The sequence below is a fragment of the Brevundimonas sp. Soil_N_31 genome (assembly GCF_057655995.1).
The window spans coordinates 92,056-115,832 of sequence record NZ_JBDGLE010000006.1 but is presented as its reverse complement, the minus strand read 5'-3'; the positions used below and the strand labels follow the sequence as shown (position 1 = coordinate 115,832).

General features: G+C 68.5%; 24 protein-coding genes and 1 pseudogene. 16 read left to right on the top strand and 9 right to left on the bottom strand.

The annotated features are described in order from the left end of the window. Positions 1 to 18 precede the first annotated feature (18 nt). Together AC3A3G_RS11410 and AC3A3G_RS11405 are read right to left on the bottom strand one after the other, a co-directional pair. Entirely contained in the window at positions 19 to 543 is a 525-nt protein-coding gene (locus AC3A3G_RS11410; protein WP_368923438.1) for a YybH family protein, read from the bottom strand. After that, positions 540 to 1,733: an acyltransferase family protein gene (locus AC3A3G_RS11405; RefSeq protein WP_487488234.1), complete on the bottom strand. Its 1,194-nt coding sequence runs from the start codon at positions 1,731 to 1,733 to the stop codon at positions 540 to 542. Before AC3A3G_RS11405 ends, AC3A3G_RS11410 begins: the two co-directional genes overlap by 4 nt. A gap of 230 nt (positions 1,734 to 1,963) precedes the next feature. Between AC3A3G_RS11405 and rsfS the strand changes: the two genes are divergently transcribed. From rsfS to AC3A3G_RS11365, 8 genes are all read left to right on the top strand, one after another. After that, positions 1,964 to 2,398: a ribosome silencing factor gene (rsfS, locus tag AC3A3G_RS11400; protein WP_368923443.1), complete on the top strand. Its 435-nt coding sequence runs from the start codon at positions 1,964 to 1,966 to the stop codon at positions 2,396 to 2,398. A 4-nt stretch (positions 2,399 to 2,402) separates the two neighbouring features. Then, positions 2,403 to 2,867 (top strand): 23S rRNA (pseudouridine(1915)-N(3))-methyltransferase RlmH, encoded by a 465-nt coding sequence (rlmH, locus tag AC3A3G_RS11395; RefSeq protein ID WP_487488233.1) that lies wholly within the window; start codon positions 2,403 to 2,405, stop codon positions 2,865 to 2,867. Next, the gene (locus tag AC3A3G_RS11390; protein WP_487488232.1) at positions 2,867 to 3,961 is read left to right on the top strand and encodes a murein hydrolase activator EnvC family protein; all 1,095 of its coding nucleotides are present in this window, start codon (positions 2,867 to 2,869) and stop codon (positions 3,959 to 3,961) included. The genes rlmH and AC3A3G_RS11390 overlap by 1 nt, the downstream gene beginning before the upstream one ends. Before the next feature lie 354 nt (positions 3,962 to 4,315). Continuing rightward, positions 4,316 to 5,758: a S41 family peptidase gene (locus tag AC3A3G_RS11385; RefSeq protein WP_368923449.1), complete on the top strand. Its 1,443-nt coding sequence runs from the start codon at positions 4,316 to 4,318 to the stop codon at positions 5,756 to 5,758. A 121-nt stretch (positions 5,759 to 5,879) separates the two neighbouring features. Further along, on the top strand, positions 5,880 to 7,082 hold the full coding sequence (locus AC3A3G_RS11380; protein ID WP_200166485.1) for a divergent polysaccharide deacetylase family protein: 1,203 nt from the start codon (positions 5,880 to 5,882) through the stop codon (positions 7,080 to 7,082). Positions 7,083 to 7,264: 182 nt separating this feature from the next. Further along, positions 7,265 to 8,230, top strand: coding sequence for a hypothetical protein (locus tag AC3A3G_RS11375; protein WP_487488231.1), 966 nt, complete (start codon positions 7,265 to 7,267; stop codon positions 8,228 to 8,230). Positions 8,231 to 8,280: 50 nt separating this feature from the next. Beyond that, positions 8,281 to 8,478, top strand: coding sequence for a hypothetical protein (locus tag AC3A3G_RS11370; protein WP_125900388.1), 198 nt, complete (start codon positions 8,281 to 8,283; stop codon positions 8,476 to 8,478). Between the two features lie 53 nt (positions 8,479 to 8,531). Further along, on the top strand, positions 8,532 to 8,876 hold the full coding sequence (locus tag AC3A3G_RS11365; protein WP_200166343.1) for a hypothetical protein: 345 nt from the start codon (positions 8,532 to 8,534) through the stop codon (positions 8,874 to 8,876). Here AC3A3G_RS11365 and AC3A3G_RS11360 read toward each other — a convergent pair. From AC3A3G_RS11360 to AC3A3G_RS11345, 4 genes and pseudogenes are all read right to left on the bottom strand, one after another. Next, positions 8,873 to 9,196, bottom strand: a pseudogene (locus AC3A3G_RS11360) (GNAT family N-acetyltransferase); the annotation flags it as partial. The gene AC3A3G_RS11365 and the pseudogene AC3A3G_RS11360 sit on opposite strands and share 4 nt — an antisense overlap. A 15-nt stretch (positions 9,197 to 9,211) precedes the next feature. Continuing rightward, positions 9,212 to 9,379, bottom strand: a complete 168-nt coding sequence (locus AC3A3G_RS11355; RefSeq protein WP_487488230.1) for a hypothetical protein — start codon at positions 9,377 to 9,379, stop codon at positions 9,212 to 9,214. Then, positions 9,376 to 10,392 carry a biotin synthase BioB gene (gene bioB / locus AC3A3G_RS11350; protein ID WP_487488229.1) on the bottom strand — a complete coding sequence of 339 codons (1,017 nt, stop codon included), beginning with the start codon at positions 10,390 to 10,392 and terminating at the stop codon, positions 9,376 to 9,378. Before bioB ends, AC3A3G_RS11355 begins: the two co-directional genes overlap by 4 nt. Before the next feature lie 132 nt (positions 10,393 to 10,524). Continuing rightward, on the bottom strand, positions 10,525 to 12,018 hold the full coding sequence (locus AC3A3G_RS11345) for a methyl-accepting chemotaxis protein (RefSeq protein ID WP_200166348.1): 1,494 nt from the start codon (positions 12,016 to 12,018) through the stop codon (positions 10,525 to 10,527). A 235-nt stretch (positions 12,019 to 12,253) separates the two neighbouring features. On the opposite strand from AC3A3G_RS11345, the gene ahcY reads away from it, so the two are divergent. Further along, on the top strand, positions 12,254 to 13,645 hold the full coding sequence (ahcY, locus tag AC3A3G_RS11340; RefSeq protein ID WP_412876356.1) for an adenosylhomocysteinase: 1,392 nt from the start codon (positions 12,254 to 12,256) through the stop codon (positions 13,643 to 13,645). A gap of 65 nt (positions 13,646 to 13,710) precedes the next feature. Here ahcY and AC3A3G_RS11335 read toward each other — a convergent pair whose 3' ends face one another. Further along, a complete protein-coding gene (locus tag AC3A3G_RS11335) occupies positions 13,711 to 14,832 on the bottom strand; it encodes a hypothetical protein (protein ID WP_412876355.1) in 1,122 nt (373 codons plus the stop codon). Positions 14,833 to 14,950: 118 nt separating this feature from the next. Further along, a complete protein-coding gene (locus AC3A3G_RS11330; protein WP_487488228.1) occupies positions 14,951 to 17,107 on the bottom strand; it encodes a TonB-dependent receptor domain-containing protein in 2,157 nt (718 codons plus the stop codon). A 142-nt stretch (positions 17,108 to 17,249) separates the two neighbouring features. Here AC3A3G_RS11330 and AC3A3G_RS11325 point away from each other — a divergent pair, with 142 nt between their 5' ends. Both AC3A3G_RS11325 and AC3A3G_RS11320 read left to right on the top strand, forming a co-directional pair. Beyond that, positions 17,250 to 17,453: a twin transmembrane helix small protein gene (locus AC3A3G_RS11325; RefSeq protein ID WP_087139562.1), complete on the top strand. Its 204-nt coding sequence runs from the start codon at positions 17,250 to 17,252 to the stop codon at positions 17,451 to 17,453. A gap of 34 nt (positions 17,454 to 17,487) precedes the next feature. Beyond that, entirely contained in the window at positions 17,488 to 18,060 is a 573-nt protein-coding gene (locus AC3A3G_RS11320; protein ID WP_200215539.1) for a cob(I)yrinic acid a,c-diamide adenosyltransferase, read from the top strand. A 9-nt stretch (positions 18,061 to 18,069) separates the two neighbouring features. Here AC3A3G_RS11320 and AC3A3G_RS11315 read toward each other — a convergent pair whose 3' ends face one another. Further along, the gene (locus AC3A3G_RS11315; protein ID WP_125900396.1) at positions 18,070 to 18,411 is read right to left on the bottom strand and encodes a hypothetical protein; all 342 of its coding nucleotides are present in this window, start codon (positions 18,409 to 18,411) and stop codon (positions 18,070 to 18,072) included. A 124-nt stretch (positions 18,412 to 18,535) separates the two neighbouring features. On the opposite strand from AC3A3G_RS11315, the gene AC3A3G_RS11310 reads away from it, so the two are divergent. The 5 genes from AC3A3G_RS11310 to AC3A3G_RS11290 all read left to right on the top strand — a co-directional run bounded on the left by AC3A3G_RS11310 (position 18,536) and on the right by AC3A3G_RS11290 (position 23,730). Then, positions 18,536 to 19,300, top strand: a complete 765-nt coding sequence (locus AC3A3G_RS11310) for an electron transfer flavoprotein subunit beta/FixA family protein (protein ID WP_200166360.1) — start codon at positions 18,536 to 18,538, stop codon at positions 19,298 to 19,300. Beyond that, entirely contained in the window at positions 19,300 to 20,229 is a 930-nt protein-coding gene (locus AC3A3G_RS11305) for an electron transfer flavoprotein subunit alpha/FixB family protein (RefSeq protein WP_200215541.1), read from the top strand. Before AC3A3G_RS11310 ends, AC3A3G_RS11305 begins: the two co-directional genes overlap by 1 nt. A gap of 271 nt (positions 20,230 to 20,500) precedes the next feature. Next, positions 20,501 to 20,782 carry a DUF167 family protein gene (locus tag AC3A3G_RS11300; protein ID WP_200215542.1) on the top strand — a complete coding sequence of 94 codons (282 nt, stop codon included), beginning with the start codon at positions 20,501 to 20,503 and terminating at the stop codon, positions 20,780 to 20,782. Positions 20,783 to 20,886: 104 nt separating this feature from the next. After that, the gene (locus AC3A3G_RS11295) at positions 20,887 to 22,383 is read left to right on the top strand and encodes an amidohydrolase (RefSeq protein ID WP_200215544.1); all 1,497 of its coding nucleotides are present in this window, start codon (positions 20,887 to 20,889) and stop codon (positions 22,381 to 22,383) included. A 3-nt stretch (positions 22,384 to 22,386) separates the two neighbouring features. Continuing rightward, entirely contained in the window at positions 22,387 to 23,730 is a 1,344-nt protein-coding gene (locus AC3A3G_RS11290) for an amidohydrolase family protein (protein ID WP_487488227.1), read from the top strand. Positions 23,731 to 23,777 lie beyond the last annotated feature (47 nt).

The window sequence follows — 23,777 nt, the reverse complement described above, 5'->3', positions numbered from 1 at the left end:
AGGCGCGGGCCCGATCCGTCAGTGCGCCGTGCGCGGCGCCCGCGACGACGAGTGGTAGCTGAGGATGCGCCATTCGCCGTTGCGCCGCTCCAGCACGCTGGTGGCGACGCCTTGCCGCTCGACCGGGGCGCGGGCGGCATCCTTGAAGGCGATGCGGAAGCGATAGGTCTCGGTCGCATAGGCCGTGTCGCCCGCGACGACGGCGCGCACGACCGGGTCGATCATCTCGAAGGCCGAGAAGACCAGCAGCTCCGGCCCCAGATGATGCTCCAGATAGCGGGCGAAGTCGCCCTCGACGCCGCCCTGTTCGAACACCTGGGAGTCCGGCCAGAAGAAGCGGGCGGCGGCCGGAGCGTCCAGGGCGCTGAGGCTGGCGCGATAGCCTTGCAGCACGGCCAGCACCTCGGTCTGCGGCGCCGAGCGCGCGGCGCTGGCCGACTGTGCGGCCTGAGGGGCGGGCTCGTGGGCGGATGCGACGGGGGCATGGGCGATCATGAAGCCGGCCAGGACGGGGGCCAGGACAGCGGCGGGCAGAGGGTTCATCCGGTTTCTCCTTGGGTGAGCGGGGCGCCGGCGCGCACGCCGGGACGGTTGAGCCAGCGACGCAGGAGCCTGCGGCCAGGCTGTTCGACGGCGATGTGGATCACGGCGGCGGCGGCGAGGGTGAGGGCCAGCAACGCGGCCAGTTCGAGGGGGCTCATGCGGTAGTCGCCGGCCAGGCCCAGCAGCGCCTGCATCGCATTGCGCCAGACCATCACCAGCGGAATGTGGACCAGGTAGAGGGCATAGGAGGCCTCGCCCGCGAACAGCCAGACGGGGTTCGACAGGACGGTGCGCGCCCCGGACTTGGCCAGCAGGGCCAGGCTGAGGATCAGCGGCCCGGCCAAGGCCACGATCAGCCGGTCGTCCAGCGCGGCCTGCATGGCGGCCAGCATGGCCAGGCTGGCGAGGATCGCGGCGGCGATCGCGGCCCTGGGGCTGAGGCGCAGGCGCTGGCCCAGGAAGTAGAGACCGATGCCGAACAGGAATTCAGGCAGAATTCTCAGAACGCCCAGATTGTCTTCGGCGCGCGGCAGGATGACGCCGAAGGCCATGCGGTAGCCGGCGTCCAGCACAGCGAACAGCGTGACAGCCAGGGCGATCAGGACGACGGGCCGATCCCTCAGGCGCAAGGCGATCCAGGCGTAGACGGGGAAGATCAGATAGGCGAACCACTCGGCGGACAGGGACCAGGCGGGGCCGTTCCACAGCACCATGGTGGAGCGCGGGAACCAGGCCTGGCTCAGCAGCATGGACTGGATGAAGTCGGGCGCGTTGAAACGGCCAGGCTCCAGGCCGACGCCGACCAGGCCCGCGCCCAGCACCATGACCAGCATCCCCAGCATGATGGCGGCGTGGGCCGGATAGATGCGGGCGAACCGCGCGACGATGAAGCGCCTGTAGTCCGGCGGTCCATCGCCCTGCAGATAGACGTGGGCGAGGATGAAGCCCGACAGGATGAAGAAGACATCGACCCCCAGACGCGCCCGGTTCAGCAGGCCGGCGGCCTCGGGCGGCAGGGTCCACATCAGCTGATAGTGAAAAAGCACCACCCCCAGCGCCAGCAGGAAGCGGACGCTGGTCAGCGGCTCCATCACCGGGGGAAAGGGGTGGGGCGGCGCACGGTCTGACGCCCCGGCCGCCTTGCTTTCGCGCGCAGGCGCAGGCCTGGCGACGGCTTCATTCCTGATCACGGCAGCGCCCCTCCACGAGCCTGGCTCATGATCCGTCTACGCAGTTTTACGGCGTACCCCTCGCCGGAGGCCGACCGGAAGGGAGGCGCGGGGGGCGCTCGTCCCTGGCGTGGGTGACGTTTTGCACGAGGCGTGCTATCATCGGCTTTTAGTAATCGCCTCGGAGCCCTCCGCTGACCCCCTCGACCGCGCACGATGCGCAAGACGCCGTTTCGAACGCGGCGCACGAAATGGACCTGATGGATTCCGTCCATTCCGAAGACGGTCAGGCCGAGGATGGCCCCAGTAGCGACGAGCGCCAGCCTCTGCCGGTCGGCGCGACCGCGTTGGAGCAGGCCATCCTCGCCAAACTCGACGACGACAAGGCGCAGGACATCGTCCTGATCGACCTGCGCGGCAAGAGCCCGATGACCGACGCCATGATCGTGGCTTCGGGGCGCTCGCACCGCCACGTCGGCGCCATCGCCGACCACCTGCTGCGCCTGTTCAAGGAATTGGGCCTGGGCAAGGTGAAGGTCGAGGGCCTGCCGCACTGCGACTGGGTGCTGCTGGATGCGGGCGACGTCGTCGTCCACCTGTTCCGCCCGGAAGTGCGCACCTTCTACAACATCGAAAAGATCTGGGCGGTCGATAGCGCCCACCGCGGCGGCCCCGCCCGGGACTGACCTCATGAAGCTGGCGATCGCGGCCATCGGCAAGCCGGGCCGCGGTCCCGAGGCCGCCCTGGCCGACGACTACGCCCGGCGGGCCACCCTGTCGGGGCGGCCCCTGGGTCTGGGCCCCCTCGAACTCATCGACCTTGAACCGAAGAAGCCCGGCAAGGCGCCGGAGGCCGAGCTGCTGCTCGCCGCCGCCGAGGGTGCGCACTTGATCGCCTGCGACGAGCGGGGCAAGACCTACGCCTCGCGCGCCTTCGCCGACCATGTGGCGGCCCTGCGCGATCAGGGCGAGCGGCGGCTGGTCTTCGTCATCGGCGGCGCCGACGGTCTGGACGAAAGCGTGCGCCGCGCCGCGCGCTCGACCCTGGCCTTCGGGCCGCAGACCTGGCCGCACGCCCTGGCCCGCGCCATGCTGGCCGAACAAATCTATCGGGCCGTGACCATCCTGGCCGGTTCGCCCTATCATCGCGACTGATGCGATCCGGGGCCGTTCTTCTTCTGACGTCTTCCAGCCTGCTGCTGGCCCTGGCCGGGCCAGCGGCCAGCCAGCGCACGGCCCAGCCGAACGCCGAACTGACCCGGCTTCAGGCCGAGTATCGCGACGAGACGGCCCGCGCCCGCCGCCTGAGGGCCGAGGCCGCCGCCGCCGCCGAGGAGATCGTCGACCTGGACCGCCAGTTGCGCGAGCTGCGCCGCGCCGAGGCCGAGGACGACGTGCAACTGGACGCCCAGCGCGCCCGGCTGAAGGAGCTGGGCGATCGTGAAGCGGCCCTGCTGGCCGCCCTGTCGCGCGAGCGCGCGGCGCAGGGACGGCTGCTGTCCGCCCTGCAGATGATGAGCCGCGAGCCGCCGCCGCCGCTGCTGATCCCGGCGGACAAGGCGGTGGACACGGTGCGGGCCTCCATCCTGATCCGCGCCATCACGCCTGAGCTTCAGGACCGGGCCGAAACCCTGGTCGAGCGTCAGGCCGAGATCGGCCGCATCCGCCGTCTGGCCGCCCTGTCCAGCGAGCGGCTGTTCACCGTTGAGAGCGCCCAGAACGACCGTCGCGCCGAGATCGAGGGGCTGACGGCGCGCAAGACCGCCCTGCGGTCTGTTCTGCGGGCCGAGGCGGCGCGGGCCGAGCGCGCGACCAAGGCGCTGGAGGCGCGCATCCGCGAACTGGGCGGGCAGACGCCTCGGGTCGCCGAGGCGCCGGAAGAGGCTCCGGCCGCCCGCCTGCCTGCGGGCCGCAGCCGCCTGACCCCGCCCATCGCGGGGACGCCCTCGCAACGCTTCGGCGGCCGCTCGGCCGGGTGGAGCTGGCGCTCCAGCCATGAGGCGGTCGGCGCGCCGGCGGCGGGCCGCGTCGCCTACGCCGGGCCGCTGAAGGAATGGGGCGAGGTGGTGATCCTCGACCTCGGCCCCGGCTGGCGGGCCGTGATCGCGGGCCTGGACAGGCTGGAGGTCGAGACCGGCCAGCGTGTCGGGGACGGCCAGACCTTGGGCCGCACCGGCGAGGACGGCGAAGCCTATTTCGAACTGCGCCGCCAGGAACGGCCCATCGATCCCGCGCCCTGGTTGCAGTAGCGGGGGCTCTGTCTCCCGCCGTCATCCGCCTTCTCGCCGCTATCCGCCTTCCTGCCGTCCTCCTCGGGCTTGACCCGAGGATCGGGCCTTCCGTCTGCGCGGCCCAGGACAGGTCGGGCGCGTCCTGCACTCGATCCTCGGGTCAAGCCCGAGGATGACGGCCAGCGGGAGAGGCGCAGGTGCAGGCGGCAGGCGACGTCATCCGGCAAGCTCTCTCCCGCCCAACCGCGCGAAATTCCTTTCAAATCGGCGCGGACGCTGTTTGTATCGGCGCAACTGTCGTGCGCGCCGTCGTGGCGCTCGCGCCGCCCTGGACGACCGGAGCCGAAAGCGGATCCGATGGAAAGAGATCGAATGCGTAAACTGCTTCTCGTCGGGGCGGCCGCCCTGGTTCTGGGCGGATCGGCTGCCGCTGTGGCCGGCCAGACGCCGCGTAACGAGACCTTCCGCATGCTGGAGCTGTTCGGCGATGTTCTGGGCATCGTCGAGCAGGCCTATGTCGTTCCTGTCGACAACAAGAAGCTGATCGAGGCCGCCCTGCAGGGGATGATGACGGCGCTCGATCCCCACTCCAACTACCTGCCCGCTAGGGCCTTCGGCGACCTGCGCGAGCGGACCTCTGGCGAATATTCGGGCGTCGGCCTGACCATCACCTCCGAGGGCGGGCTGGTGAAGATCATCTCGCCGATGGACGACAGCCCGGCCGGTCGCGCCGGCGTTCAGGCGGGCGACGTCATCAGCGCCATTGACGGGCAGAATGCGGCCGGGCTGACCGTGTCCGAGGTGTCGGACAAGCTGCGCGGCGCCACGGGCACCAGCGTCACCGTCACCTTCCTGCGCGACGGCGAGGAGCCGCGCGAGGTCGTGCTGACGCGCGAGGTCATCAAGGTCGAATCCGTCACCGGCCGTCTGGAAGGCGACTTCGGCTACCTGCGCATCTCGACCTTCAACGAGAACACCGGCCGCGAGCTGACCGAGACCATCGAGCGGCTGAAGACCGAGAAGCCGGGCCTGAAGGGCTATGTGCTGGACCTGCGCAACAACGGCGGCGGCCTGCTGACGGCGGCCATCGACGTGTCGGACGCCTTCCTGGAGCGCGGCGAGATCGTCAGCCAGCGCGGGCGCAAGCCCGAGGACATCGAACGCTACGCCGCCAAGCCGGGCGACCTGACCGGCGGCCTGCCGGTGGTGGTGCTGATCAACTACGGCTCGGCCTCGGCGTCCGAGATCGTGGCGGGCGCCCTGAAGGACCAGGAGCGGGCCACCGTCGTCGGCCTGACCAGCTTCGGCAAGGGCTCGGTGCAGACGGTGATCCCGCTGCGCGGCGGCCAGGACGGCGCCCTGTCGATCACCACGGCGCGCTACTACACGCCGTCGGGCCGCTCGATCCAGAAGATCGGCATCGAGCCGGACCTGGAGGTCGCTCGTTCCGAGGCCGAGGCGCGCATCGTCTCGCGCTCCAGCTTCATCTATTCCGAGGCGGCCTATTCGACGGCGCTGGACTCCTCCATCGGGGCCGAGCGGAAGGGACCGCACACCCCGCGTGAGGCGCCGGGCGCCGACTACGCCAAGGACAAGGACTATCAGTTGCAGCGGGCGCTGGACGTGCTGCGGGCCGGCGGCGACCTGACCAAACTGGCCGCTGCGCCGGAAGGCGTGGTCATCACCGAACCGGGGCAGGACAAGGTCGAGACCGCCGAGGCTGACACGCCCAAGGTCACGGTCGAGCCGAAAGACCCCCCGGCGCCGCAGCGCGCGCCGGAAATCACGCCGGGGAACGAGCCGAAGAGCGACTGAGGCGCGGCGCTCGAACGTGGTGAACGCGCCGTTAGGCTTTCTTAACCGACGCAGGGCTTAACTGAGGCTGAGGGGCGCCGCGTCTGTGCGGCGCCTGCCAGCCCGAGCCGACGCCCTGACCATGTTCGCCAAGCGCCAGTCCGCCCTCGCCGCCGCCGCAGGCGCGCCGCCGGAGCCCCGGTCGCGCGTCGCTATGGAGCCGGTCCTGAACGCCCTGAAGAAGCCGCCCGTCGCAGCGGGCGCGGCCGGGGTCTTCGTCATCGGCGCCGCCGCCCTGTTCGTCGCCGTGCTGGGCGACCCGCGCGCGGGCGCGCCGACGGCCAGCGCCGTACTGGAGCGGCCCGCCGCCGCCGACACGGCCCCGACCGGCGCCGAGGCCTTCGGCTTCAGCGGTCTGGACATCTATCAAGACCTTGGCCCCATCGACCCGGCCCTGATGGGCGAGGGCGGAGCCGCCGGGGGCGAGGCCCTCATCACCCTGCCGGACGGCGCCAGCGTGGCCTCGGGCCAGGGCTTCAGCGCCCCGGTGCGCGCGCCCTCCAGCCCCCTGCCCAAGGCGCCGATCGCGGGCCTGTTCCAGCCCGGCCCCAACGGTCCCCTGCCGCGTATCGCCGCCGACGGCCGCGTCCCGGCCCAGGCCTACGCTCGGCCCTTCCGCTCGAACGGCAAGCCGATGGTGGCCCTGGTGGTCGGCGGGCTGGGCCTGAACAGCGCCACGACGCGCGCGGCGATCGAGCGCCTGCCCGCCGAGGTGACGCTCTCCTTCGTGCCCTACGCCGAGGGCCTTCAGACGTGGATCGACCTGGCCCGCGCCCACGGCCATGAGGTGATGATCGAACTGCCGATGGAGCCGACCGGTTATCCCGACAACGACCCCGGCCCCTACACCCTGCTGTCGTCCGGCGGCGCCGACGATGTGGCGGTCAAGCTGGACTGGTTGCTGGCGCGCGCCACCGGCTATTTCGGCGTGACCAACTATCTGGGCGACCGGTTCGCGACCTCGGACGAAGGCGTGACGGCCCTGATGACCAACCTGCGCCAGCGCGGCCTGGCCTTCCTCGACGACGGCTCCATGCGCCGCCGCCCCGGCGCCTTCGCCCGCGCCAGCGCCGACCGTGTCGTCGACGAGGAACAGACCCCCGCCGCCATCCTGCGTCAGTTCAACGCCTTGGAGGCCGCCGCCAAGACCAACGGCGCGGCGCTGGGGACCGGCTTCTCCTACCCCGTCACCGTCGAGGCCGCCGCCCGCTGGACGGCGGGTCTGGAGGCTCGCGGCCTCCAGTTGGCGCCCGCTTCGGCGATGACCCGACGGCCAGGACGGTAAGTCGGGAAGACGCCCGCCTGATGGCGGTCAGCGCCATCGGTGCTTCGAACCCGCCAGCCCTTCATCCGGCGCCGTCCTGCGGCCGTCAAAGAAGCCCGTGCTGCTTGCCTTTCTCTTCATGTTGGCGGCCTATGTGGACGGGTAGCGTGGTTATGTGAGATGGCCGCGACATGGAGACCCTTATGCGGAACATGGGAATTGTCGCGGCTGTCGTTCTGAGCCTGTTTGGGACTGCGCATGCACAGGACGCGCCGAGCCCGGACGCCACCGTCTTGCCGGATCTGATGGTGCGAGGCCGACCGGTGCAGGAAGCGGCCCGCGATTTCGTCGGGCGGGTCGGCGCGCCTGCGCGCGGGCGAGGCCTGGCGCTGTGGCGTCGCGAGATTTGCCCTGGTGTCGTCAATCTTGAGCGTGAGGCCGCCCAGGCCGTCATAGATCGGATCACCCAGACCGCCGCAAGCTTGGACCTGCGGACTGGCGAGCCGGGCTGCCATCCCAATGTGGTCGTGATCTTCACGAATGACGGCCGCGGGCTGGCGAGAACGATGAACGCCGACAACCCCCGGCTTTTTCGTCAGAACGTGACGGGCATGCATCGCGACACGACGGCGTTCCAGGATTTTCTGGACGCAGAGCGTCCCGTCCGCTGGTGGTCGCTGAGCCTTCCCGTCGATAGCGAGACCGGTCGGGCGGTCGTAAGGATGCCAGGGGATGCGGTCGGCGGGATAGTCGATAGCCAGCTGGCGGCGATCTTGGGGTGCAATCCCAACGACTGCGTCGCAGCCGCCTCTCCTATTGTGCGTCGAAAGGGGCCGGGCCGTTTGAGCACCCAAGTCGTTGACGCGCTGTTTAAGACCATGGTGATCGTCGACACGGACATGACCGGCGACGTCAACACGACCCAGTTGGGCGACTACATCGCTCTTGTGAGTCTGGCCCAGCTTGACCCGCGGGCGGAAACGCAAGGGTTCGACACGATCCTGAATCTCTTTTCGGGAGATGCGCAGCAGGGTCTTACCGAGTGGGATCGCGCCTATCTCGTCGCCCTTTACGGGCCACGCCCGGACTGGGCGTCGGTCCGGGCGCAGGCGGGAGCGGTGGCGGATGTCATGGCCCGTGATCTGCGTGCTCCGCGAGGCGGATCCTAGGGAACGGGTCTGTCGTCCCTCAGAGGCGCGAACGTGCTACTGTCGTCGGCATGACCATTGACGACGATCACGCCCCCGCCGCCGAACCTGCGGACTCCCTTCCCGGTGAAACGCCCGTGCAGCGGGCGCTGCGGCTCAAGAAGGCGGCGATCGACGCCCGGCCCAAGCCGCCGCGCGGCGGCCGCTTCCAGCGCGAACAGGCGGCTCGCATCAAGAGCGGGGCGTCGCGCCCCTGGATGAGTAAGTAGTCCGGCGGGGCCTTTGGCTTGATCAGCTCGGATAGACGTGATCGTCTGTCGATATGACGGTGTTCGCCCTGTTCCTGGCTCTGACTTCCGTGGCCGTGTTGGCGGCCATGTCCTGGCGCGCCGCGAGAGGCCTGCCGCGCGAGACGCGGCTGCCGATGCAGTGGGGCTTTGACGGGCGGCCCATATGGCGTGCGCCGCGTGACGTCGCCCTGAGTTTCACGCCTGTTCTGGCGGCCTTGACTCTGCTTCCCACGGCGATGGCCAGCTTGTTGGGGCCGCTGGAGAGCGCGGACGCGCGGCGTTACTTCGGCGTCCTGATCGTCATGGGGCTGGTCTGGATCGGCGCTCACGCTCTGCACCTCAGGCTGGTGCGAGGCTGGCTCGCCCGGCAGGGCTAAAGCGTCAGCCGCATGGCGGCGCGGTCGGTCAGGCCGCGGGCGGCCTCTGCGGCCAGGGTCTCGCGCAGATAGGCGGGTGTTTCTGCAAACGTCAGCGCCGCATAGCCCAGGCGCGCATAGAAGGGCGCATTCCACGGAACGGAGCTGAAGGCGGTCAGCGTCAGGGCCTGTTTGGCGCAGGCCTCGGCTGCGTGGCGCGCGGTCGCCATCAGCGCCCGTCCGGCGCCGCGCCCTTGATGGTCAGCAGAGACTGACAACTCAAGGATATGCAGGTCCGCGTCCGCCTCGGCGGCGATCAGGAAGCCGACCGGCTGGTCCTCTGCGTCGACGGCGACTCAGGACAGGCCCTGCGCTACGGCGCGCGCATGAGCGTCAGGTCCGGCGGTGCGGTCGTCGGCGATCCAGGCCAGATCGGGCAGGGCGCGAAACAGCGTCCCGGCCGATCGCTCCACCGCCTCCAGGCGGTTGATGTCCGGTTCGCGCGTCGGCCGGACTGGAATCAATGGGCGTCGCAGCCCTTGGCGGGCATGGGCTTCAGGTCCAACAGGGCGAACAGCTTGGCGTCGTCGTCCTCTTCCGGGTTCGGTGTCGTCAGCAGCTTGCCGCCGACGAAGATGGAGTTGGCGCCGGCCAGGAAGCACAGGGCCTGCATCTCCGGCGTCATGCCCTCGCGTCCGGCTGACAGGCGGACCATCGACTGGGGGCAGACCAGACGGGCGACGGCGACGGTGCGGACGAACTCGATCGGATCGATCTCGCCTTCCTTCAGCACCCGCTCGCCCAGCGGCGTGCCGCCGACGGGGACCAGGGCGTTGACCGGAAGGCTGTCGGGGTGGACGGGCAGGGTGGCGAGCGCATGCAACAGGCCCGCGCGGTCGCGCCTCTTCTCGCCCATGCCGACGATGCCGCCGCAGCAGGTGTTCATCCCTGCGTCGCGGACGTGCTGCAGCGTCTCCAGCCGATCTTGATAGGAACGGGTCGTCACCACCTCGGCGTAATACTCAGGCCCGGTGTCGAGGTTGTGGTTGTAGTAGTCGAGGCCCGCGTCCTTCAGCTGTTTCGCCTGATCGGCGTTCAGCATCCCCAGGGTGGCGCAGGTCTCCAGACCCAGCGCCTTCACGCCGGAGATCATGGCCGCCAGCTTGGGCGTGTCGCGGTCCTTCAGCTCGCGCCAGGCGGCGCCCATGCAGAAGCGGCTGGCGCCGCCCGCCTTGGCCGCCATGGCCTCGGCGATGACGGCGGTGGGCTCCATCAGCTTCTCGGCCTTGAGCCCGGTCTTGAAGCTGGCCGACTGCGAGCAGTAGCCGCAGTTCTCGGCGCAGCCGCCGGTCTTGATCGACAGAAGTTGCGACTTCTGCACCTCATTCGGGTCGAAGGTGCGCCGGTGCACCGTCGCCGCCTCGAACACCAGCTCCATGAAGGGGCGGGCGAACAGGGCCTCGACCTCCTCCAGGGTCCAGTCATGACGGGGGATCGAGAAATCGCGGGCGGGTCGGATCGATGCGTCGTCAGCCATGGGACGACGGCTTAGACGACTTGCTCCCGATCCGCCAAGCCTGTGTTGATCGCACGGCGTTGCGCCACTGTGTGATCTCGGCGACGCGGGCTGCGTCATACTGCTCTGAGAAGTCTTTGAACGCGCGTCGGATCAGGCGACCAGGCGCGGTCCCGTCGCGGCGGCGCCGGCGGCGACCGAGCGATCCAGGCGGAAGCGGGCGACCTGCTGGTTCAGGCTGACGGCTTCATTGGCCAACTGGCGGGCGGCGGCGGTGGCCTCTTCGGTCATGGCGGCGTTCTGCTGGGTGATGTCGTCCATCTCGCCCATGGCGCGGCGGACGCGGGCCAGGCCGTCGGACTGTTCCTGGGCGGAGCCGGCGATGCCGCCCGCCAGGCCGTCGACGGCCGAGACCTTGGCGCCGATGCGCTCCAGCGCCGCGCCGGTGCGTTCGACCAGATCGACGCCGCGCGCCACCTGGGCCGAGGAGGTGGAGATCAGGGTGCGGATCTCGCCCGAGGCCTCGGACGAGCGCTGGGCCAGGGCGCGCACTTCCTGGGCCACCACGGCGAAGCCGCGACCGGCGTCGCCGGCGCGGGCGGCCTCGACCCCGGCGTTCAGGGCCAGCAGGTTGGTCTGGAAGGCGATCTCGTCGATCAGGCTGGTGAAGCGGCCGATCTCGGTCGAGGATTCGGCGATGGCGTGGATGGCGGATACGGCGTCGCCGACCACCCGGGTCGTGTGTTCGACATCGGCGCGGGCGGCGGCCAGGGCCTCGGCGGTCTGGCGCGCGCCGTCGGCGGTCGAGGCGACCTGGCGGGCGATGGCGTCGGCCTCGTTGACGGTGCGCTCCAGATTGGCGGCCTGACGCTCGGTGCGGCTGGCCAGATCCTCGGAGGCGACGGCCAACTGGCTGGAGCCGGCGCTCAGGCTCTCGACGCTGTCGGCCACGGCGCGCACGGCGGTGCGCAGGGCGCGGGTCGCGGCGTGGAAGTCGTTCTGAAGCGAGCGGTATTCCTCGGGGAAGACGTCCGGGATGGTCACGGACAGGTCGTTGTCGGCCAGGCTGTGCAGGGCGGCGCCCAGGGCGCGCACGACCTCGGCCTGGCGGGCCTCGGCGGCGGCGTGCTCGGCCTGCACGCGATCGCGCTCTTCCTGCAGGGCGTCCAGGTAGATGGAGATGGCCAGGTCCATGTCCAGCATGACCCGCTGGTTCAGCTCGGCCACGGCCTCGGCGGTGATGCGGTCGTGTTCGCGGCGATTGGCGAACAGCTTTCTCGGCCGCTCGATGATGGCGCGGGTCAGATGGGCCAGGATGACGCTGTAGCCGCCGATGTACCAGCGCGGCTCCAGGCCGATGCGGGCGTGGACGCGGCCGATGGCGCGCACCGAGGCGGCGTAGTCTTCGTCGGCGCGGCCGTCGATGATGGCGTCCCAGTGTCGCTGCTGGGCGTTGCTGGCCGCGGTGATATGGCCTTCGTCACGGAAGAAGCGGCGGGTCTCGGGCTCGGCGCGCACCTTGTCGTAGAAGGCGGCCAGGGCCAGGGGCGCGTTGCGGCGCAGAAGGGGGGAGATGGCGCTGTAACCGGCGGACGGCCGACCCAGCCCCATGAAATTCATGCGACGGTCGATCTCGTGGGAAGCCATGACGCAAACTCGTTTCAACGGCAGGGCGGGGGAGAGCCCTAATACCCCTTGTCACCAAGAGGGTATTGGCCGGGTTAAGCCCGGATTGCGTAGATTCCCTTAACCGTCTTGAGACGTCCCCGATTCAGACGAGCCGCCGCTCATATAAAGACATCCTTATGTCTTGATTGCTCCCGTGGCCGCGCCGCGCTATAGCGGCGACAATCCCCCGACAGTGGCCGAAAGACATTTCAGCATGACCGACTACATCGTCCGCGACATCTCCCTGGCCGACTTCGGCAACAAGGAAATCGCCATCGCCGAAACCGAGATGCCGGGCCTGATGGCGCTGCGCGCGGAATACGGGGCGTCCCAGCCGCTGAAGGGCGCCCGCATCGCCGGCAGCCTGCACATGACCATTCAGACGGCCGTGCTGATTCAGACGCTGGAAGCCCTGGGCGCCGAAGTGCGCTGGGCCTCGTGCAACATCTTCTCGACCCAGGACCACGCCGCCGCCGCCATCGCCGCGTCGGGCACGCCGGTCTTCGCCTTCAAGGGCGAGACCCTGGTCGAGTACTGGGACTACGCCCACAAGATCTTCGAATGGGCGGATGGCGGCTATCCGAACCTGATCCTGGACGACGGCGGCGACGCCACCCTGCTGTGCGTGCTGGGGCCGAAGGCCGAGAAGGACGCCAGCGTCCTCGACAACCCGCAGAACGAGGAAGAGGAAGCCCTCTTCTCGGTCATGAAGCGCTATCTGAAGGAGAAGCCGGGCTTCTATTCGGCCATCCGCGACGCCATCGGCGGCGTGTCGGAAGAGACGACCACGGGCGTCCACCGCCTGTATCAGATGGCCGAGCGCGGCGAGCTGCCGTTCCCGGCGATCAACGTCAACGACAGCGTCACCAAGTCGAAGTTCGACAACCTGTACGGCTGCCGTGAATCCCTGGTCGACGCCATCCGTCGCGGCACCGACGTCATGCTGTCGGGCAAGGTGGCGGTGGTCTGCGGCTACGGCGACGTGGGCAAGGGCTCGGCTGCCAGCTTGCGCAACGGCGGCGCCCGCGTCATCGTCACCGAGATCGACCCGATCTGCGCCCTGCAGGCGGCGATGGAAGGCTATGAGGTCCAGACCCTGGAGGACGTCGCCGACAAGGCCGATATCTTCGTCACCACCACGGGCAACAAGGACGTCATCCGCGTCGAGCACATGCGCGCCATGCGCAACAACGCCATCGTCTGCAACATCGGCCACTTCGACAGCGAAATTCAGGTCGCGGGCCTGAAGAACTTCAAGTGGGACAAGATCAAGGATCAGGTCCACCACGTCGAGTTCCCGGACGGCAAGAAGATCATCCTGCTGTCGGAAGGCCGTCTGGTGAACCTGGGCAACGCGACCGGCCACCCGTCCTTCGTGATGTCGGCCTCCTTCACCAACCAGACGCTGGCCCAGATCGAGCTGTGGACCAACGCCAAGGCCTATGAGAACCAGGTCTACACCCTGCCCAAGCACCTGGACGAGAAGGTCGCCTTCCTGCACCTGGCCAAGCTGGGCGCCAAGCTGACGACGCTCAGCAAGGACCAGGCCGACTACATCTCGGTGCCTGTGGAAGGCCCGTTCAAGCCGGAGCACTACCGCTACTGAGACCTGTCTCGGGTCTGAAAGTCAGAACTCCGCGCCGGCGACGGCGCGGGGTTTTTTCTTTGTGCCTAGGCCGCGTCGCGCGGATCGTAGGCGTCGGCTTCGCGGCCCATCAGGCCGGTTTCAAAGTCCATGAAGATGTCGATCAGCTCCTCTACCCCCACCGGCGGCGCCTTGGGATTGAAGCGGAAGCTCCAGAAGCTGACGATGTGCTGGACCGCTCCCAGCTGGTCGCCAAGGCGGGTGAACAGGGCCGGCGCTTCCAACAGGAAGTCGCGGAACGCCACGGGATTGCCCTCGCGCGTCAGCCCGGCATAGGCGTCGTCGTAGTAGCGTAGGGTGCGACCCACCTCGTCGCAGGTCTTCATGATCCGTCCGCGCAAAACCCCGCGCCCGCGCTGAATGTATTCCGCGGCGGCGCGGTCGCTGGGGCCGACCGGCTGGACCGTCACCACCTCGTCAGCCACGTTGACGATATCGCCCATCAGGCTGTTCAGCGCCCATTTGTAATAGAGGAAACCCTTCCAGCAGAAGACGCCCTCCTGATACTGCTCCGGTTCCAGCTTCAGAGTCAGGCGCAGGGCTTCCAATCGGTCGCCCGGCGCGTTGGACAGTATCTTCGCCGCCATGCGCGCGGACGAGGCGACCGCCGCCACCCCGTCGCCGACGCTGAGCGTGACCAGGGGCTCTATCTCCTTCTGAACGAACTCCAGCATCCGCTCCAGGTCCGCCTCGCTGAGGGCGAAGTAGCAGGGGGCGGCGTCCACGTTTCCGCGCCGCAATTGTTCGCGCAGCAGGAACGGATCCAGCGACGGCAGGCGATCCATCAACCGCAGGGTCTTCAGATCGGCATGGTCGGCGTCGACGCCGAAGGCTTCGTGCATGGCGCGCTCGAAGCCGATCTGGTTGACGAAGATGAACCGGCCGCCGGTCTTCAGGTCGGTGCTGTCGATCGGCACGATGATCTTGGTCGCCACCTGGCGACGACCAGGAAAGGCGTCGGTCTCGTTACGCCGCAGGCGATGCTTGACGATGAGGGAGCGATTGAGCGCAGGCGTGCAGAACATCGGACGCTCGGACCAGTCGTCTGTGTCGCCGTGCTCGTCATAGACCTTGAGCAAGTTCAGCACGCGCGCCGTCGAGGCGGTACGGCGCAGGTGTTCGAGATTGCGGATGGCGCGATCAGTCATGGCGGCCACCCTGCCAGTCAAAGGTGACCAACGGCTTAGTTTGGCGCGGCTCAAAAAAAAACGGGCCGCATCCCAAGAGAGGCGGCCCGGTCAGTCGGGGAGGAAACTGAAGAGGGGTTTAGAAGGTCGTCGTCACCGACATCCACAGACGACGCGGCTCCTGGTTGTTGGCGTATTCCGGCGAATAGGCGACGGGCGTCCCGTAAGGGGCCAGGCGAACGAAGTCCTTGTCGAACAGGTTGTAGATCGCCGCGTTGACCGTCACGCGATCATTGACCTCGTACGAGCCGCCGATGTGGAACAGCTCATAGGCCTTGAAGTCGCCCAAGGCGTCGCGGGCGGCGCCCTCGCCGCGCCAGCGCTCCGAGCGGTACTCGCCGCGCACCCAGGTCGACAGGCGGTCGGTCGCCTGCCAGCGCAGCTGGGCGTTGACCATGTGCTCGGGCGTGTCGGTCAGGGGCTGGCCGGCCTGCGATCCGGTCTTCTGTTCACTGTCGGTGTAGGTGTAGTTGCCGTGCAGGCTCCAGGCGTCGGCGAAGCGCCAGCGGGCGGCGACTTCCAGGCCCTGCGTCGTGGCCTCGTCGATGTTCACGCTCTGGCCGAATTCCTTGATCGCCGACCAGAAGCCGACATCGGCGCAACCGGTCTTGGAATAGTCGCCAGCGTCATACTGGGCCTGGGTCAGGCCGAAGGTGCAGTTGGCGATCGGCTGGCCCGAGGCGATCTTGTCCTCGAAGTCGTTGCGGAAGACGGTGGCGTTGGCGCGGAAGGTCGAGCCGTTGTCGAAATAGACGCCGAACTCATAGGCTACGCTGGTTTCCGGGGTCAGGCCGGGGCTGCCGATCAGCGGTAGGGCGCCCTGGCGGCCGAAGCCGTTGATGCCGGGGGTCAGCTGTTCCAGGCGCGGGGTCTTGTAGCCGCCGCTGACGCCGCCCTTCAGGGTCCATTGCTCGTTGGCGTTCCAGACTAGATAGGCGCGCGGGCTGACGTGGTCGCCGAAGCTGGAGTGGTCGTCGTAGCGGAGGCCGACGGTCAGGGCCAGGTCGTCGCGCAGCCGCCATTCGTCCTCGGCGAACAGGGCCCACTGCTCGAAAGTGAAGTTGCCGGCCGCCACGCCGTCGGTCATTTCAGCGTCCATATACTGGCCGCCGACGGTGAAGGTGTGGTTGCGCCACTGGCTGTTCAGCTTGGTGTCGAACAGGGTGGTGGTGGTCTCTAGGGTGCGGTCATCGCCGGCGCCGGGAACGCCGCGCGGGATCAGACGGCCCAGCGTCTCGGTCTTGTTGTGCGACAGGGTCGATTCCAGCGTGCCGAAGCCAAGACGCCAGTTATGGGCCAGCAGGTACTGCTCGCGGTTGAACTCCAGGAAGTCCTTGTAGCCGCCGGCGACGGTGTTGGTGCCCATCTGGCCCTTGGCGTTGTCGTACCACTGGCTGGCGGCATCGACGTCCAGCCATAGGTCATGGTCGGCGTTCGGCGTCAGGCTGAGGCGGGCGCCCAGGGTCCAGATCTCATAGGCGGTGGCGCTGCGGCCGAAGCCGGTGACGTCGACCTCATTGCCGTTCACGTCGCGGTATTTCAGGTCCGACTGCTCGCGTTCGGACCACGAGCCGCGCAGGGCCAGGCCCAGGCGGTCGGCGATCAGCGGGCCCGAGGCGTAGCCGTTGATCCCCCAGAAGTCGCCAAACTCGTCATCGCCTTGCAGGGTGTAGTTGGCCGAGGCCGAGCCGGTCCAGGCGTCGCCGACCTTGCGGGTGATGATGTTGACCACCCCGCCCATCGCGTCCGAGCCGTAGAGGGTGGCGACCGGGCCGCGCACGACCTCGACCCGCTCGATGGCCGAGACCGGCGGCAGGAAGCTGTTGGACGTTTCGCCGAAGCCGTTCGGCGTGACGCTGCCCGCCGTGTTCTGGCGGCGGCCGTCGATCAGGATCAGGGTATAGTCCGAGCCCATGCCGCGGATGTTGATGGTCTGGCCGCCGGTCTTGCCGACGCCCGAACCCGTGTCGACGCCCTCGATGTTGTTCAGGATCTCGGCGATCGAGGTGGCGCGGATCTCCTCGATCTCTTCGCGCGGCAGGACACTGATCGAAGCGGGCGCCTGGGTGATCTTCTGCTCGAAGCCCGAGGCCGTGACCACGACGTCGGCGACCTTGTGCGTCTGTTCCATCGTCGCCGCGGCTTCGTCAGCCAGGGCGGGCGCGCCGGCGCCGACGGTCATCAGGGCGGTGGCGGCCAGCAGGGACGAGCGGCGTGACGAGCGGAAGCAGGACATTTGGAGAGGGAGCCTTTAAAAATGAGAACGCCTCTCAACAGCGTTCGCATTCTCAGTGCAATGGGGGTGTGCGAATAGGTCGCAATTGCGCCCCGTTTCGACACGTCTGGCGCGGGATGGCGGGCGGGCCTAAGAAGCGGGCATGGACCTCATCGACATTCTAATCCTGATCGCCGTGGCCGGCGTCGTCGTCACCTTGGGCTTCGGCCTCTACAATCTGAACAAGGGCGGGGAAGGCGCGAGCGTCCGCTCGAACAAGCTGATGCGGCTGCGCATCATCCTTCAGGCGGTGGCGGTGCTGCTGCTGATGATCGGCATGTGGCTGAAGCGGACGCACGCGGGCTGAGGCGCGCGCCAATAGGAACAGGGGAGGGCGCGTCATGGTGACGCTGAACAAGATCTACACCCGCACCGGCGACGCCGGGCAGACGCGGCTGGCTTCGGGCGCTCCGGTGTCCAAGACGGATCAGCGGGTCGAGGCCTATGGCGCGGTGGACGAACTGAACGCCGTCATCGGCGTGGCGCGCCTGAACAGCGGCCAGAACGACCGCATCGACGCCATGCTGGGCCGCATCCAGAACGAGCTGTTCGACCTCGGCGCCGATCTGGCGACGCCGATGGAGCCGGCGCCCAAGTGGGAGGCCCTGCGCATCATCGCCTCCCAGGTCGAGCGGCTGGAATCAGAGATCGACTGGATGAATGAGAGCCTCAAGCCGCTGGACAGCTTCATCCTGTCGGGCGGTTCGCCGTTGTCGGCGCATCTGCACCTGGCGCGCACCGTGTGCCGTCGGGCCGAGCGCGAGGCCGTGCGCCTGGTCGGATCGGGCGAGGTCGTGAACCCGGAGGCGGTGCGTTACCTCAACCGTCTGTCGGACCTGCTGTTCGTCGCCGCCCGTCGCGCCAACGCCAATGGCGCCGGCGACGTCCTGTGGCGTCCCGGCGCGACGCGCTGAGGCGTCGCGTTACTGAGCCTGCAGCGCTTTCACCCGCTCGCGTTCCGCCTCAGTGGCGGCGGCGCGGGCGCGTTTCTCGGCATTGACCTGATCCTCCAGGCTAAGCAGTTCCTGATTGGCCTTGTTCGACGCTTCGGCGCGCGTCGTCCCGGCCGGGCGGCCGGTGATGTCGGGGATGTAGATGGGTTGGGCGCAGATACGCGACTCCATATCGTACCAGTGGCCCTTGGCCGAACAGCGCTCGCCCGGATCAACCCAGACGCGCTGCAGGACGAACAGGCCGACCAGCATCAGGGCGAACACGCCGAAGAACAGGATGCTGAGACGACGAAAGGTCAGGAAGCGTTTCATGCAGGCTACATAGCCGAAAATTGACCGCTGAACACGAACGCAGTTCACGTAGCGTTACGTTGACAGGCCGGTTTCATCGGTCCAATCCCTCGACCGACATTTCGATGACCAAGTGGATAGGCTCATGAAGGTACTCGTCCCGGTGAAACGGGTGATCGACAGCAACGTTAAGGCCCGCGTGAAGGCGGACCAGACCGGCGTCGACCTGGCCAACGTCAAGATGAGCATGAACCCCTTCGACGAGATCGCCGTCGAAGAGGCCGTGCGTCTGAAGGAAGGCAAGGAACACCATGCCGCGGGCACGGCGACGGAGATCGTCGTCGTCTCCATCGGCGTGACCCAGGCGCAGGAAACCATCCGCACGGCCCTGGCCATGGGCGCGGATCGCGGCGTCCTGGTGCAGTCGGACACGGACCTGGAGCCGCTGGCCGTCGCCAAGGTGCTGAAGGCCGTGGTGGACGAAGAGAAGCCCGACCTGGTGCTGCTGGGCAAGCAGTCGATCGACGGCGACAACAACGCCGTGGGCCAGATGCTGGCGGCCCTGCTGGACTGGCCGCAGGCCACCTTCGCCGGCAAGCTGGCGATCGAAGGCGGCAAGGCTGTCGTCACCCGTGAAGTCGACGGCGGTCTGCAGACCGTTTCGGCCGAACTGCCCGCCGTGGTGTCGGTCGACCTGCGCCTGAACACGCCGCGCTATGCGTCGCTGCCGAACATCATGAAGGCCAAGAAGAAGGAGATCGCCGTGAAGGCGGTCGCCGACTACGGCGTCGACACGGCCGACCGCCTCAAGGTGCTGAAGGTGACGGAGCCGCCGAAGCGTTCGGCGGGCGTCAAGGTCGCCGATGCGGCCGAACTGGTTTCCAAGCTCAAAGACGCAGGGGTTCTGTAATGGCCGTTCTCGTCATCGCCGACCACGACGGCTCGGTCGTTCGCGACACCACCCACAAGACCGTGACGGCCGCCCTGGCCCTGTCGTCGGACGTGGACGTTCTGGTGCTGGGCAAGGGCGCTCAGGCCGTGGCTGACGCCGCCGCCAAGATCGCGGGCGTGCGCAAGGTGCTGCTGGCCGAGGGCGGCGCCGTCGCCCACGGTCTGGCCGAGGCCGTAGAGGCCACCGTCCTGCCGCTGGCCGGGAACTACGACGCCATCCTGACGCCGGCCAACACCGACGGTAAGAATTTCGCCCCGCGCATCGCCGCCAAGCTGGACACGGCGCCGATCTCGGACATCGTGGAAGTCGTCTCGGCCGACACCTTCGTGCGCCCGATCTATGCGGGCAATGCGCTGGAGACGGTGCAATCGGCCGACGCCAAGAAGGTCATCACCGTGCGCCCGACGGCCTTCGCCGCCGCCGCCGAAGGCGGCTCGGCCTCGGTCGAGAGCGTCGCCGCCGGCGAAGCGCCCAAGACCGCCTTCGTGTCGGAAGAAATGGTCAAGTCGGATCGCCCCGAACTGGGCGCCGCCAAGATCGTCGTCTCGGGCGGCCGCGCCCTGGGCTCGGCTGAAGAGTTCCACGCCGTCATGGACCCTCTGGCCGACAAGCTGGGCGCCGCCGTCGGCGCCTCGCGCGCGGCGGTCGATGCGGGCTACGCCCCCAATGACTATCAGGTCGGTCAGACCGGCAAGGTCGTGGCTCCGGCTCTCTACATCGCCATCGGCATCTCGGGCGCTATCCAGCACCTGGCCGGGATGAAGGACTCCAAGGTGATCGTCGCGATCAACAAGGACGCCGACGCCCCGATCTTCCAGGTCGCCGACTACGGCCTGGTCGCCGACTACAAGACCGCCGTGCCGGAACTGATGGCCGCCCTGGGCTGATCGGTTTCACACGCTGAACATGAAGCGCGCCGGGCGAGGGATCGTCCGGCGCGTTTTCTTTTTGCGCCCTCTCTATCCGCTCATCCCGGCGGACGCCGGGATCCAGTGCTTTGGCTTTAGATGCAGCGCTCGGCATAGGCGCAAATTCCACGGTGGAGCGCGTGGCTCTTACTGGATCCCGGCGTCCGCCGGGATGAGCGGGAGAGGGATGGAACGCCCCCTTTTCTCTGCGTGGCTTGCGCCGTTTGACCGGGATGACGGATAGGGGGCCATGACCGCCCGCCTCGCCATCAAACTGACCCCGCGCGCTTCTGCTGACCGCATCGACGGCTGGGACGTCGACCCGGACGGCCGCCCGGTGCTGAAGGTCCGCGTCCGCGCACAGCCGGTGGAGGGCGAGGCCAACGCCGCCCTGACCGCCTTCCTCGCCAAGGCTCTGGGCGTGCCCAAGCGCGATGTGGCGCTGGCGCGCGGCGGCCAGTCGCGGCTGAAGATGATCGAGATCGAGGGCCTGACCGACGCCGAGGTCCGCGCCCGCCTATCCAGCGCCTGACTTTGCCGCGAGCGGCGGCTTTTAAAGCTTTACCCTGACGGAAACTGGCGATTGTATACGCGCCGTTGTCTGCCCGCAGTTCGCGGGCGCGAGGGGGCTCGCCCATGTTGTTCAGTCGCCTGCGGGGTCCAAGCCTCGCCGTTCTCACCTGCGCGCTCGGCGCGCTCAGCCTGTCGGCCTGCGCCACGACCGGCGACGCCGCGCCCAAGACCGAGACGGCCTCCGCCGCGTCGTCCTCCAAGGACCGGACGATGGCGCCGGGTCTGGACGGCTGGGCCAATACGGACCCCTATCCCTCGACCTATCGCGGCCTGCCGCGCCAGAACATGGCCATCGTCGGCGCGACGGTGCTGACCGGCGCGGGCCAGAAGATCGAGGGCGGCGTCGTCGTCGTCACCGACGGCCGCATCGCCGCCGTCGGCGGGGCGAACACTCCGGTTCCGGCGGGCCACCAGGTGGTCGATGCGCGCGGCCGCTTCGTCACGCCGGGCATCATCGACATTCACAGCCACCTGGGCGTCTATCCTTCGCCGGGCGTCATGGGCATGAGCGACGGCAACGAAGCCACCAACCCCAACACCGCCCAGGTTTGGTCCGAGCACTCGATCTGGCCTCAGGATCCCGGTTTCAACACCGCCCGCGCGGGCGGGGTGACGACGATGCAGATCCTGCCCGGTTCGGCCAATCTGTTCGGCGGTCGCGGCGTGACCCTGCGCAATGTGCCGTCGGTCACCATGCAGGGAATGAAGTTCCCCAACGCCCCCTACGGCCTGAAGATGGCCTGCGGCGAGAACCCGTCACGGGTCTATGGTTCGCGCAACACCTCGCCGGCCACCGGCATGGGCAATGTCGCGGGCTATCGCGCCGGCTTCATCGCCGCGCGCGACTACAAGGCCAAGTGGGACAAGTGGCGCGAGACGGGCGAGGGCACGCCCCCGACCCGCAACCTGCAGCTTGAGACCCTGGCGGGCGTTCTGGACGGGTCGATCCTGATCCAGAACCACTGCTATCGCGCCGACGAGATGGCGGTGATGCTCGATGTGGCCAAGGAGTTCGGCTACAAGATCACCACCTTCCACCACGCGGTCGAGGCCTACAAGATCGCGCCGCTGCTGGCGCGTGAAGGCGTCTGCGCCGCCATGTGGACCGGCTGGTGGGGCTTCAAGATGGAGGCCCTGGACGGCATCGAGGAGAACGCCGCCCTGACCGACGCGCCCGAGGGCTCGTGCGCCGTCATCCACTCGGACGACGCCGAACTGATCCAGCGCCTGAACCAGGAAGCCGCCGCCGCCCTATCGGCCGGTCGCCGCGCCGGGATGAACATTTCCGAAGAGCACGCCATCAGCTGGATCACGCTGAACGCGGCCCGCTCCATCGGGATCGACAAGGAGACCGGCTCGCTGGAGAGCGGCAAGCGCGCCGACGTGGTGATCTGGAGCGCCGACCCCTTCTCGATCTACGCCCGCGCCGATCAGGTCTTCATCGACGGCGGCCTGGCCTTCGATCGCCAGAACCCCGCCTTCCAGCCCGTGTCCGATTTCGAACTGGGCCAGCCCGGCTTCGGCCAGGCCGCCGCCGGCGTCGCCCAGGGAGCTCGCTGAACCATGCGTATCAAAACTCTCCTCGCGGGTGCTGTCGCGGCGCTCGCCCTCGCTGGACCCGCCCTGGCCCAGGACGTCGCCATCACCGGCGGCCAGGTGCTGACCGGAACCTCGATGATCGAGAACGGCACCGTCGTCATCCGTAACGGCAAGATCGTCTCGGTCGGAACCGGCGGCGCGCCGGCCGGTCTGCGGGTCATCGACGCGCGCGGCAAGATCGTCACGCCCGGCTTCGTCGCCGTGGATTCCGGCCTGGCCGGGACCGAGGTCGGCTCGGTGCGGGGCTCAAACGATCTGTCGAACAACGCCAACACCCTGACCGCGGCTTTCGACCTGTCCTACGGCCTGGACCCCTGGTCCTTCACCCTGCCGACGGCCCGTCTGGGCGGCGTCACCCGCGCGGTGGTCACGCCGCAGCACGCGGGCTCGGGCGGCGGTCACAGCCATGACGACAGCGATTTCGCCGGGGCTGGTCACGGCGGCTATCAGTCGCCGGGCCTGTTCGCGGGCCAGGCGGCGGTCATCAAGCTGGGCGGCGCCGACATCCTGGTGAAGCCGCGCGTGGCCATGGTCGCGCCCTTCGGCGAGGCCGGGAAGGGCGTGGCGGGCGGCGCGCGCGGCGCCGAGTTCGTCCTGTTCAAGGAGACCATGGCCGAGACGCGCCTCTATGCGCGCAACAAGGCGGCCTATGACCGGGCGGCGCTGCGCGATCTGTCTCTGTCGCGCGCCGACCTGGAGGCCCTGATCCCGGTGGCCAATGGTTCGATGCCGCTGATCGTCACCGTCAACCGCGCCTCGGATATCCAGCAGGTGCTGCGGCTGGCGCGCGAGGAGGGGATCAAGATCATCCTCGACGGCGCCGCCGAAGGCTGGCTGGTGGCCGATGAGATCGCGGCAGCCAATGTGCCGGTCCTGCTGCACCCTCTGACCAACCTGCCGGGCAATTTCGAAAGCCGGGCGGCGCGGATGCAGAACGCGGCGGCGCTGAACGCGGCCGGCGTGGTCATCGCCATCAAGGGCAATGAGGGTTCGGCCCACCGCGCCCGCGACATCCGCTACAACGCCGGCAACGCCGTGTCGCACGGCCTGCCGTTCGCGGCGGCCATCCAGGCGATCACGGTCAACCCGGCCCGCATCTTCGGCTTCGACGGCCAGTTCGGCGAACTGAAGGCCGGGGCGGCGGGCGACGTCGTGGTCTGGTCGGGCGATCCGCTGGAGCCGCTGAGCCAGCCCTCGGCCGTGCTGATCGACGGGGTGGATCAGCCGCTGCAGGCGCGCAATCTGCTGCTGCGCGACCGCTACCGCACCGGCGGAGAAGGGGCCATGCCGCCTGCCTACGGCGACTGAGGCTTCACGGCCTGAAGACGGAAGGGCGCTGCGGGAGACCGCGGCGC

What these genes read in the sequence shown, in the direction of transcription:
- AC3A3G_RS11410 (WP_368923438.1), bottom strand. Translation starts at nt 543, where the DNA reads ATGAACCCTCTGCCCGCCGCTGTCCTGGCCCCCGTCCTGGCCGGCTTC.
- rsfS (WP_368923443.1), top strand. Translation starts at nt 1,964, where the DNA reads ATGGACCTGATGGATTCCGTCCATTCCGAAGACGGTCAGGCCGAGGAT.
- rlmH (WP_487488233.1), top strand. Translation starts at nt 2,403, where the DNA reads ATGAAGCTGGCGATCGCGGCCATCGGCAAGCCGGGCCGCGGTCCCGAG.
- AC3A3G_RS11390 (WP_487488232.1), top strand. Translation starts at nt 2,867, where the DNA reads ATGCGATCCGGGGCCGTTCTTCTTCTGACGTCTTCCAGCCTGCTGCTG.
- AC3A3G_RS11385 (WP_368923449.1), top strand. Translation starts at nt 4,316, where the DNA reads ATGCGTAAACTGCTTCTCGTCGGGGCGGCCGCCCTGGTTCTGGGCGGA.
- AC3A3G_RS11380 (WP_200166485.1), top strand. Translation starts at nt 5,880, where the DNA reads ATGTTCGCCAAGCGCCAGTCCGCCCTCGCCGCCGCCGCAGGCGCGCCG.
- AC3A3G_RS11375 (WP_487488231.1), top strand. Translation starts at nt 7,265, where the DNA reads ATGCGGAACATGGGAATTGTCGCGGCTGTCGTTCTGAGCCTGTTTGGG.
- AC3A3G_RS11370 (WP_125900388.1), top strand. Translation starts at nt 8,281, where the DNA reads ATGACCATTGACGACGATCACGCCCCCGCCGCCGAACCTGCGGACTCC.
- AC3A3G_RS11365 (WP_200166343.1), top strand. Translation starts at nt 8,532, where the DNA reads ATGACGGTGTTCGCCCTGTTCCTGGCTCTGACTTCCGTGGCCGTGTTG.
- bioB (WP_487488229.1), bottom strand. Translation starts at nt 10,392, where the DNA reads ATGGCTGACGACGCATCGATCCGACCCGCCCGCGATTTCTCGATCCCC.
- AC3A3G_RS11345 (WP_200166348.1), bottom strand. Translation starts at nt 12,018, where the DNA reads ATGGCTTCCCACGAGATCGACCGTCGCATGAATTTCATGGGGCTGGGT.
- ahcY (WP_412876356.1), top strand. Translation starts at nt 12,254, where the DNA reads ATGACCGACTACATCGTCCGCGACATCTCCCTGGCCGACTTCGGCAAC.
- AC3A3G_RS11335 (WP_412876355.1), bottom strand. Translation starts at nt 14,832, where the DNA reads ATGACTGATCGCGCCATCCGCAATCTCGAACACCTGCGCCGTACCGCC.
- AC3A3G_RS11330 (WP_487488228.1), bottom strand. Translation starts at nt 17,107, where the DNA reads ATGTCCTGCTTCCGCTCGTCACGCCGCTCGTCCCTGCTGGCCGCCACC.
- AC3A3G_RS11325 (WP_087139562.1), top strand. Translation starts at nt 17,250, where the DNA reads ATGGACCTCATCGACATTCTAATCCTGATCGCCGTGGCCGGCGTCGTC.
- AC3A3G_RS11320 (WP_200215539.1), top strand. Translation starts at nt 17,488, where the DNA reads ATGGTGACGCTGAACAAGATCTACACCCGCACCGGCGACGCCGGGCAG.
- AC3A3G_RS11315 (WP_125900396.1), bottom strand. Translation starts at nt 18,411, where the DNA reads ATGAAACGCTTCCTGACCTTTCGTCGTCTCAGCATCCTGTTCTTCGGC.
- AC3A3G_RS11310 (WP_200166360.1), top strand. Translation starts at nt 18,536, where the DNA reads ATGAAGGTACTCGTCCCGGTGAAACGGGTGATCGACAGCAACGTTAAG.
- AC3A3G_RS11305 (WP_200215541.1), top strand. Translation starts at nt 19,300, where the DNA reads ATGGCCGTTCTCGTCATCGCCGACCACGACGGCTCGGTCGTTCGCGAC.
- AC3A3G_RS11300 (WP_200215542.1), top strand. Translation starts at nt 20,501, where the DNA reads ATGACCGCCCGCCTCGCCATCAAACTGACCCCGCGCGCTTCTGCTGAC.
- AC3A3G_RS11295 (WP_200215544.1), top strand. Translation starts at nt 20,887, where the DNA reads ATGTTGTTCAGTCGCCTGCGGGGTCCAAGCCTCGCCGTTCTCACCTGC.
- AC3A3G_RS11290 (WP_487488227.1), top strand. Translation starts at nt 22,387, where the DNA reads ATGCGTATCAAAACTCTCCTCGCGGGTGCTGTCGCGGCGCTCGCCCTC.